Annotated in this window: 7 protein-coding genes and 1 pseudogene; 5 read left to right on the forward strand and 3 right to left on the reverse strand. The window is 67.7% G+C overall.

From position 1 onward, the window contains the following. The first annotated feature begins 4 nt into the window (after positions 1–4). The 4 genes from KPL59_RS36020 to KPL59_RS25015 all read left to right on the forward strand — a co-directional run bounded on the left by KPL59_RS36020 (position 5) and on the right by KPL59_RS25015 (position 4,455). On the forward strand, positions 5–127 hold the full coding sequence (locus tag KPL59_RS36020) for a hypothetical protein (RefSeq protein ID WP_255677773.1): 123 nt from the start codon (positions 5–7) through the stop codon (positions 125–127). Positions 128–198: 71 nt separating this feature from the next. Next, entirely contained in the window at positions 199–1,359 is a 1,161-nt protein-coding gene (locus KPL59_RS25005; RefSeq protein ID WP_226362199.1) for a cytochrome P450, read from the forward strand. Positions 1,360–1,434: 75 nt separating this feature from the next. Continuing rightward, entirely contained in the window at positions 1,435–3,249 is a 1,815-nt protein-coding gene (locus KPL59_RS25010) for a condensation domain-containing protein (protein WP_226362200.1), read from the forward strand. 528 nt (positions 3,250–3,777) lie between these two features. Further along, positions 3,778–4,455 carry a hypothetical protein gene (locus tag KPL59_RS25015; RefSeq protein WP_226362201.1) on the forward strand — a complete coding sequence of 226 codons (678 nt, stop codon included), beginning with the start codon at positions 3,778–3,780 and terminating at the stop codon, positions 4,453–4,455. 276 nt (positions 4,456–4,731) lie between these two features. On the opposite strand, the pseudogene KPL59_RS37815 reads toward KPL59_RS25015, so the two are convergent. Further along, positions 4,732–5,310 (reverse strand): annotated as a pseudogene (locus KPL59_RS37815) (AMP-binding protein); the annotation flags it as partial. Between the two features lie 853 nt (positions 5,311–6,163). Further along, entirely contained in the window at positions 6,164–6,754 is a 591-nt protein-coding gene (locus KPL59_RS25025) for a response regulator transcription factor (protein WP_226362202.1), read from the reverse strand. A gap of 484 nt (positions 6,755–7,238) precedes the next feature. Here KPL59_RS25025 and KPL59_RS25030 point away from each other — a divergent pair, with 484 nt between their 5' ends. Beyond that, positions 7,239–8,003 carry a transposase gene (locus KPL59_RS25030; RefSeq protein ID WP_226359656.1) on the forward strand — a complete coding sequence of 255 codons (765 nt, stop codon included), beginning with the start codon at positions 7,239–7,241 and terminating at the stop codon, positions 8,001–8,003. A 344-nt stretch (positions 8,004–8,347) separates the two neighbouring features. Here the strand turns inward: KPL59_RS25030 and KPL59_RS25035 are convergent, their stop codons facing one another. After that, positions 8,348–9,112 carry a transposase gene (locus KPL59_RS25035; protein WP_226359656.1) on the reverse strand — a complete coding sequence of 255 codons (765 nt, stop codon included), beginning with the start codon at positions 9,110–9,112 and terminating at the stop codon, positions 8,348–8,350. Positions 9,113–9,164 lie beyond the last annotated feature (52 nt).

The raw sequence follows: 9,164 nt of genomic DNA on the forward strand, positions 1-9,164 counted from the left end.
CGGTATGGAAGGCGCCGTCGTCTACGCGAGGGACCTGCTCGACGAGGCGACGGTCCTGCAACTCGTCGACGCCTGCAGCACGGTCATGACCGAGGTCGCAGGATCCTCCGGGGAGGCCGCCGGATGAGCCGCCCGGATCACAGCGATCCGATACCCTCCGTCGATCTCGCCGACCCGCATCCGGCTCGAGCAGCCCTGGTGGACGGCGTGCTCTCGGGACTGCGGCCGGAGTGCTCCGTCTTCTGGCACGCGCCGAAGAGCAGGAACGGGTTCTGGGCCGTCATCCGTTACGCCGAGGCACTGCGCGTCTACCGCGACACAGCCACCTTCTCGGCCACGCACGGTATGACCCTGGACAGCCTGAGACCCGACAAGGACCCGGCAGCCGGGATGATGGTGGAGGTGACCGACCCACCGGAGCACCGCAGACTTCGCCGCAGCGTCGGCGCCTTCTTCGCAGACGGAGCAGTCGGATCGCTGGAACCGACGATCGATCGGCACGTCCGAGAACTCGTGTCGGAGCTGGTGTCCGGACCGGGGCCGGTGGACGTCATGGTCGCGCTCGCATCGCAGGTCCCGACGCACGCCGCCGGACTACTGCTCGAGCTCCCCGCCGAGGACCTGAACTGGATCACGGCCCGCACCGCGCAGGTGTTCCTCTCCGGACCGAGCGAGGACGGCGCGAGCGATCTGCGCGTCGAGGCCGGTCGCGCGGACGACGAGCTGCTCTCCTACTTCGCGCGGTTGCTCCGCTCCCCCCGCTCGACGAACTCCGGTCTGGTCCGCCGTCTCGTCACGGGCAAGGGGAACCGGGAGGGGCTGAGCGTCGGGGAAGCCGTTCTCAACGCGCTGAACCTGGCCATAGGCGGGACCACGACCACTCGCAGCCTGCTCGGCAATCTGCTGCAGGTGTTGAGCACACGACCAGCCGTGTTGGCCGCGCTGAGGGCCGACCCGACGACTGTCCCGACAGCGGTCGAGGAGGCCGTCCGATGGGCCAACCCGGTACGGCACCTGGCGCGCGTCGCCGTCCGAGACGTCGAGCTGGGCGGCCGCGCCATCCGTGCCGGCGAGCCGGTCGTCGTGTTCCCACGGTCGGCGAACCGCGACGCGGACGTCTTCGAGCAGGCCGAGGAGTTCGACGTGTACCGCTACCCGAACCCACACATCGGGTTCGCCGCCGGCCCACACAGCTGCCCCGGGACCGGTCTGGCCCGGGTACAGATCCGGAGCGTTCTGAATCGTCTTGTGGATACCGTCGAACTCCTCGAGCCGGCGGGACCGGCCGAGCTCATGCGGTCGAACTTCCTGCACGGCTACGCGCGGTTGCCGCTGCGCATCGTTCCGACCCGGATCTGAGCCCACACGGCGGGCACGACGAGCGCCGGATTCGCGGGACAACCGTTGGCCATGACCGCGGCCTACCGTCGGATCATGGCGCGCCGGTCAACCTCGCAGCGGATCGCACCCGCCCTGCCTCCCACCACACCCTACGAGGACGCCGTACTCGGGATCCTCGCCGAGACGCTCGGTCGCGACGTCGAGGTCGACGACGCACTGCTGACGCTGACCGATCTCGGGCAAGTGCCGGGCGTCGTCGCTCGGATCCGCCGGACGACCGGGGTGGACGTGCCGGTCGCGGACTACGTCGAGGCACGGACGGTCGCAGGACTGGCCGCCGTCGTCTCGGCGCGGTCGCGCACCGCGCGTGCTGCTGCCCGACCTCCCGAGCTCCGCGCCCGGCCCGCGGAACCGGACACGATCCTCTCGTTCGACCAGTATCGGCTGTGGATGGAGAACCAACTTCTCCCTGGGCCGATCTACAACGTGCACGGACGCAGGCGGATCACCGGGCCGCTCGACACCGCGGCGATCCAGAGGAGCATCTGCTCGATCATGACGCGGCACGAGTCGCTCCGCACCCGTTTCACCGCGGAGTCCGGCGAGCCTCGCCAGATCGTCGACCCGCCGGATCCGACATGGCGCATCCGGTTCGAGGACGTGCGTGACCGCGCCGAACCGGATGTCGCAGCTCGCATCGTCCTCGACGAGGAGCTCACGACCCCCTTCGACCTGACCACCGGCCCGCTGCTGCGGTGCGTGCTGATCCAGCTCGACGACGACGTACACGCGCTCGGCGTCACGATGCACCACATCGTCTCCGACGCGTGGTCGATCGGCCTGTTCATCAGGGAGTTGACCGCCCTCTACGAGGCGGACGGTGACACGGAACGCGCCGGGCTGGCGCCCTTGCCGGTGCAGTACCGCGACTACGCGGCGTGGCAACGGGACTGGCTCACCGGTGACGTACTCGAGAGCCAGCTCAGCCACTGGCGTACCCACTTGGAACAGGCACCGCGTGCCCTCGCGCTGCCGACCGTGCAGCGGCGGACCGGTGACATGCGCGCGGAAGCCGGCCAGGTGACCGAGGTGCTCCCCACCGAGGAGACTGCTGCCCTGCACGAACTGTGTCGTGAACAGGGCGTGACGTCGTTCATGGTGCTCTTCACCGTGTTCACGACGGTGCTGGCTCGGTGGAGCGGACAACACGACATCGTGGTGGGGGTCCCGGTCGCCGGCCGGACGACGAGCGTGTCCGACCGCCTGATCGGCTTCTTCGTCAACCTGCTTCCCCTCCGCGCCGACCTCTCGGGCTCGCCGACCTTCGCCGACCAGCTCGAGCGCGTCCGGCGCGTGGCACTCGACGCCTACGCACACGCCGAGGCACCGATGGACGAGCTGGTACGCGATCTGGACATCGTCCGCGACCCACGTCGCACCCCGCTCTTCGAGGTCGTACTGAACGTCGTCGGGAACCCGGAGGCCGAGCAGGTACCGACGCTGCGCATCGAGCCGATCGACACACCGTCCCTGTTCAGCCGTTTCGACCTGAACCTCACCGCTCAGGAAGCCGGTGGGGCGCTCCGGTTCGCGCTCGACTTCCCAGCCGATCGGTGCGACGACGCGACAGGGCGCGCCCTGCTCGGGCAGATGCGCAACCTGCTGCGTGCCGCCGTCGCCGACACCTCGGTGCGGTTGCTCGACATTGCCGCAGAACCGGACGCCGAGCCCGGTCCGAACGAGCCCGCCCCGGCGCCGGCGCCGGCCCTGGCACTCGACCGGCACGCCACCGACGGGAACAGGGTCGCGGTCGTCGTCGACGCCAGAGGACGGTGGACCTACCGGTGGGCGCCACCGCCGCGCGTCGGGTTGTCTCCGAGCTGTCTACGCACCCGGGCAGCGCCCTGACTCGTCGGGTCGGCGTGGTTCGGAGACCGACAGCGTCGTTCCTGGTCACGCTCGCCGCGGTGGCCGGCACCGGCGCCGACGTTCAGGTCATCGAGACCGACGACCCGGCCCTCACCCGACCACTCGGTCTCACGCACGTTCTCGACCCGTGTCCACAGGGCGGCGTCCCGGCAGCCGGAACGGTCGATCTCAGCGCAGCGGTGGCCGACGACGGCACATCCGAACCCGGCGGCGCAGCATCTCCGGCAGCAGGGCGCGACTGGGCAACAGGTCGCTTCGCTTCGCCTCGGTCCCGCAGACCGCTTCGTGATTCTCTCTCACCGCCCCGGACACCTGATGTCCGCGCTCTGCACGGGATTCGACGCGGGCGCCACGATCGTCGTTCCTGACCGGCCGTTCGGCACCGACGCCGCCGGGCTCGCGGACTGGCTGCGCGAGCAGGAGGCCACGGTCGTCTACGTCGACCCGCCGGTGCTTCGCGCACTCGCGGCCACCGGGCGCCGACTCCCCGACCTACGCTGTGTTCTCGTGGAGAACGACGGTTCTCTGCTGCCTCATGACGTCGAGGCCCTGCGCGGCATGGCCGAGGACTGTCGGTGTGTCGGCTTGTACCGGGTGGCCACCGACGGCCGTCCCAGTGCCTGGTTCGACGTTCCTCACGACATGCACGTCGCCACCGCACCACTGCGCGTCCCGATCGGGACCCCGGCCGCGCCGGTCACGCTGCGACACCCGTCAGGCCGCTCCACCGCGGTCGGCGAGCCCGGTGAGATCTGGATCGGACCGGAGCCGACCGGCGATCTCGCGCGCCGGCGCCCAGACGGGACCCTGGAGCTCGCAGGTCGCGTCGGCACGCAGCCAGGAATCGACCCTGCCGAGATCGTGTCATTCCTCCGGGACGCCCTGGGCGTGCAGGACGCGCTGGTCATCGAGACGACCGCAGGATCTCCGCCGGATCTCATCGCCTACGCCGCCGGAGGCACCTCTCGGCCGGACGTCATCGCGCTGCACAACCATCTCCGGACACGGCTGCCGGAGCATCTCGTGCCTCGCCGCATCGTCGTGCTCGACTCATTGCCGCGCACTCCGTGGGGTGACTACGACCTGCGCGCACTGCCCCGTCCAGCAGGGGACGACGACGGTCCGAGCCATGCCGCGCCGCGCACCGAGATGGAGCGACAGCTGGTCGCGATGATCGTGAGCTGACCTCGCCACGCCGGGTCGATCCCGCAGCGTCCTTGACCTCGCCGGTCGATACGCCCCAGATGTCGGAGCACGTCGCCGTCGTGACGGCTGCACAGGTCCCGGTGCGGTAGGCCGTCCGGCAGGGCCCGAACGGGTCGGCCACGAACCGTTCGGCGGTCGGGCCCGGGGCTCCCCAGAACCGGCCGCCGACGGTCCCGGACGACGCCTCTCGGGCGCCGATCGGTGCGATCCGCAGTTCGCCGAGACCGGAGCCGGAAGTCCGGCCGGCAACCCGAGCGGGACCGTCGCAGCGCTGTCCCGGGCCACCACGGTGTCGGTGACCGTTCCGGCCTCGGTAGGGCCGTAGCAGTGCACGAGTCCCGCATCGGGCAGGGTCGTGTGCACGGCGTCGCGGAGTTGTGGAGTGAGGGGTTCCCCGCCGGAGAGCACCCAGCGCAACCCGCGGATCCGGCGGGTGCCCATGTGCTCCAGGACCGGTGCCAGCACGGCCGGTGGCAGGAAGACGGTGGACACGTCGTGGGCGGCGATCAGTTCTGCCAGGTGGGCCGGGTCCCGGTCCCGGTCCCCCGGCCGACCAGGAGCCGCCCGCCGTGGAGGAGCGGTCAGAACAGCTCCGCGATCGTACGTTCGAACGCCCGGTGCGTCTTGAACAACGCGGTGTCGCCGCTTCGGAACGGGTAGCGGCGCTGCATCCAGTCCAGATGGGCGAGCGCGCCCTCTTCCGGGTAGGCGACGCCTTTCGGACGGCCGTGGATCGAGGGTAGAGGATGTTGAGGAGGGTGACCGCGGGGTCCGGTAGGTCCGGCCGGTACCCGGGAGGTGCTGCGGTGCGCGGGTCGGTTGCTGTCCCGGCAGGTCCGCGTCGACGACCGTCCACGGCCGTCCGGGATGTGGGTCCGGCCGACGAGGTCCCGCAACGGCTTCGGGCCGCGTCCGTCATGACTCGCCGAGTCGTGCGTCGGGGTGGTCGAGGTCCGGGTACGCCCGCCCCGGTCCGCGACCGCGGCGGATCGCCACGACCTGGGACGATGCCCCGCTGCATGCAGATGGCGATCCGGGCCGCCCGGTCCCTGCTCCGGCAGTGCGCACCGATCGGCAACTCGGCCGACCCACCGGTCGAACTCGCGATAAGTCAGCTCCGTGCCGTCCTCGTCGAGTACAGCGATCGCGTCGGGGGCGAGCGTCACCTGGCGTCGACGAGGTCGCTGATGCCCCGGCGCGCTCCGCCGCCACGAGTGCGCGCTGGTGCTCCTGCCGCGGCCGACTCGGTGAGGAGATCCAGGAACCCGCGCGTCCAGGCGAGCGCCGACGGTCCTCCGGGAGAATCGGTCAGTCGTTCCCCGTACAGACGCCTGCCGTCGCCCGACAGCACGAACATGACGTCCGACGTCAGCCGGTCGTGCGGGCCTCGCTCGTCGAGTCGACATCTGCTGTGCGTACGTCGACGCCGGGCTCCGCTGTGACGGATGGCTTGCGACGACGAAGGCTTCGTGGTCGTGTGCCACGCCGATCCGGACCGTCGTGGCATCGGAGGAGACGCGGCGCGCCAACTCCTCGGCGCAGGTCAGCAGCGGGGCCAGGTCGTCGGTTCCCCGTGCATGGGCCAACGCCCGCAACCGGGTGACGAGCGCCGGCGGCACCGGCAGCGGACCGACGCAGTCCGCGGCCGGTCCGCCCGTCCGCCCTCCGAGGCCCGCTGCGACGTCCTTCACGCCGCCGACGTCGGGTGCACCGACGTCGGATCAGCGATCGGACGGTCTTGTGTCATCGCGCTGTTGAGCAGCGCGGCTCGGGTGAGCTCGGCCTTGTTGCCCACACCGAGCTTGGCTCGGATGCGCTTGACGTAGGTGTCGACCGTGTGAGGGCTGATGCCGAGACGGGTGGCGATCTGGCCATGGGTCAGACCACGGGCGATCTGGCGCAGGACCTGGTCCTCGCGCTCGGACAGGCGTGGGACCCGTTCGTCCTCCTCCGGGGCGGCCGACGACGTGCCCTCCGCACACTTCGCGGGGTCGTTGCGGTACTGCGCACCGTCGAGAGATCGGCCCGAGGTGATCACTCGAATGGCCTCGACCACCCTGTCGCCGGGTTCACTTCGGCTCAACACCCCGGCTGCGCCCGCGGCCAGGTAGACCGCGCCTCCGATCTCCCCTGTCCCCGTCAGGACCAGCACGGCGGAGTTCCGCGCGGTCGCCTGAATATGTATCAGATCGTTTGTCGAATCCAGTGCATCGACGTCGATGATGACTGCGTCCGCCAGCCAGGACGGTTCCTCGTGCGGGGAGCTGCGAGTTGCCACTACCCTCAGCCCGGCATTCGTGAGAATGTTTGTCAGGCCGACGCTAAAGATTGGTGATCCCACAAGTACGTCAATCCGGATCAAGGCTACCCCCACGGTCGACGATTGCCGCAACAGAAATTAACAGCGCCGGTCAGTGCCGTTCGGTCCCTGGTTCGGGGGACACCTACCTGCGCTGAGCGGGCATCGCAGCGGCTCCGCTCGGAGAGGAGATGCGTCGATTTCATGCTCGTTGTCCGTTTCGTAGTGACGGGTCAAACGGACGACGGCGTGATGTGAACGGCTGGCGACCATGAGAGAAACTAATTGCATTGCGAAGGTGATGCGACGCACCTTCTCGTTGGGTCGAGAATGGCGAGATCTACGAGGCTTATTCAGGCCCCGTGAAATAACGATCTAGCCCGGCGTGTCGGGTTGGGCGACAGCCCGTCCATCGCGAATATTGGTTTGCCGAATCAATCCGAGATGAACGGGCTGCCGCAGTATGTACTATACCACTGGTTTCCGGCGTGATGAAATTCAGGATCTTGTCGCTATAGTGTATGAGCAGGATCAGCGGGACGCGACGGAGGCACGTTTGTCTTGGCCGCCGGTTCTGGGGTTGTTCTGGTCGGTGGTGATCACGTTGGCGTATCTGCGCGGGAATCGTGTGCAGTGGGAGTTGGCGGAAACCTATGGGGTGTCGCAGTCGACGGTTAGTCGAGCGATCACGGGGGTGACACCGTTGCTGGCACAGGCGCTGCGGAGTGTCGTTCCGACGGCAGAGGAGCTTCGTGCCGATCGGCAGTACATCATCGATGGAACCTTGCTGCCCTGCTGGTCATGGGCCGCGGTGCCGGGTCTGTGGTCGGGCAAGCATCGCACCACCGGCGTCGTCGTCCAGGTCGCAGCCACCCTGGAAGGGCAGCTGTCGTGGATCTCCGACCCGACCCCAGGCTCCCGACACGACCTATATTGCCTCGACCAATCCGGCGCCCTCGACCACCTCGCCACATACCCCCCGATCGGCGATAAAGGATACATCGGGCGCGGCATGCTCACCCCGTTCAAAAAACCACCCGGCCGGGAACTTCTCAACTGGCAAAAAACATTCAACAAGAGCCTCAACCACACACGCGCCACCATCGAACGAGTCATCGCCCATATCAAAACGTGGAAAGTTCTCCACACAGACTACCGGCGGCCCTACGCCACATTTAAAACGACAATCTCGGCAGTCATCGGACTCATCTTCTACACACTTACCTGACGGAGCCTGAATAAGCCTCTACGCAGAGGTGCGGCACCTCGGTCGAACGGGGTCGCGCTCGCCGTCGGTCTTGCTGGCGTTCGCGCTCTTTCGGGGTGGTTCCGCGTTATCGGCGACGTCGCCCTCTGGCGTGGCGTGCGACCTGGTGGGCAATCAGGCATCGGCTCGGCCGAGTCGCGGTGACGTGGTGTTGTGTGCACGTCACCGGTGTGCGGCCCGGCGCCTGTCTCCCTGTTCGTCGTGGTGCGCCCCGGTTGGGTCCGCGAGCAACCAGGAACTCGGGAATCTCGGCACGTGCTGCCATTCTTCCTCAATGAGGGACTGGGAGGCTTATTCAGGCTCCGTCAGGTAAGTGTGTAGAAGATGAGTCCGATGACTGCCGAGATTGTCGTTTTAAATGTGGCGTAGGGCCGCCGGTAGTCTGTGTGGAGAACTTTCCACGTTTTGATATGGGCGATGACTCGTTCGATGGTGGCGCGTGTGTGGTTGAGGCTCTTGTTGAATGTTTTTTGCCAGTTGAGAAGTTCCCGGCCGGGTGGTTTTTTGAACGGGGTGAGCATGCCGCGCCCGATGTATCCTTTATCGCCGATCGGGGGGTATGTGGCGAGGTGGTCGAGGGCGCCGGATTGGTCGAGGCAATATAGGTCGTGTCGGGAGCCTGGGGTCGGGTCGGAGATCCACGACAGCTGCCCTTCCAGGGTGGCTGCGACCTGGACGACGACGCCGGTGGTGCGATGCTTGCCCGACCACAGACCCGGCACCGCGGCCCATGACCAGCAGGGCAGCAAGGTTCCATCGATGATGTACTGCCGATCGGCACGAAGCTCCTCTGCCGTCGGAACGACACTCCGCAGCGCCTGTGCCAGCAACGGTGTCACCCCCGTGATCGCTCGACTAACCGTCGACTGCGACACCCCATAGGTTTCCGCCAACTCCCACTGCACACGATTCCCGCGCAGATACGCCAACGTGATCACCACCGACCAGAACAACCCCAGAACCGGCGGCCAAGACAAACGTGCCTCCGTCGCGTCCCGCTGATCCTGCTCATACACTATAGCGACAAGATCCTGAATTTCATCACGCCGGAAACCAGTGGTATAGTACATACTGCGGCAGCCCGTTCATCTCGGATTGATTCGGCAAACCAATATTCGCGAT

The sequence above is a fragment of the Pseudonocardia sp. ICBG1142 genome (genome assembly GCF_020496255.1).
GTDB lineage: Bacteria > Actinomycetota > Actinomycetes > Mycobacteriales > Pseudonocardiaceae > Pseudonocardia.

Bases quoted from the DNA above. Each gene is read 5' to 3' on its own strand.
- KPL59_RS25030 (WP_226359656.1), top strand. From the start codon at position 7,239: ATGTACTATACCACTGGTTTCCGGCGTGATGAAATTCAGGATCTTGTC.
- KPL59_RS25035 (WP_226359656.1), bottom strand. From the start codon at position 9,112: ATGTACTATACCACTGGTTTCCGGCGTGATGAAATTCAGGATCTTGTC.
- KPL59_RS25010 (WP_226362200.1), top strand. From the start codon at position 1,435: ATGGCGCGCCGGTCAACCTCGCAGCGGATCGCACCCGCCCTGCCTCCC.
- KPL59_RS36020 (WP_255677773.1), top strand. From the start codon at position 5: ATGGAAGGCGCCGTCGTCTACGCGAGGGACCTGCTCGACGAGGCGACG.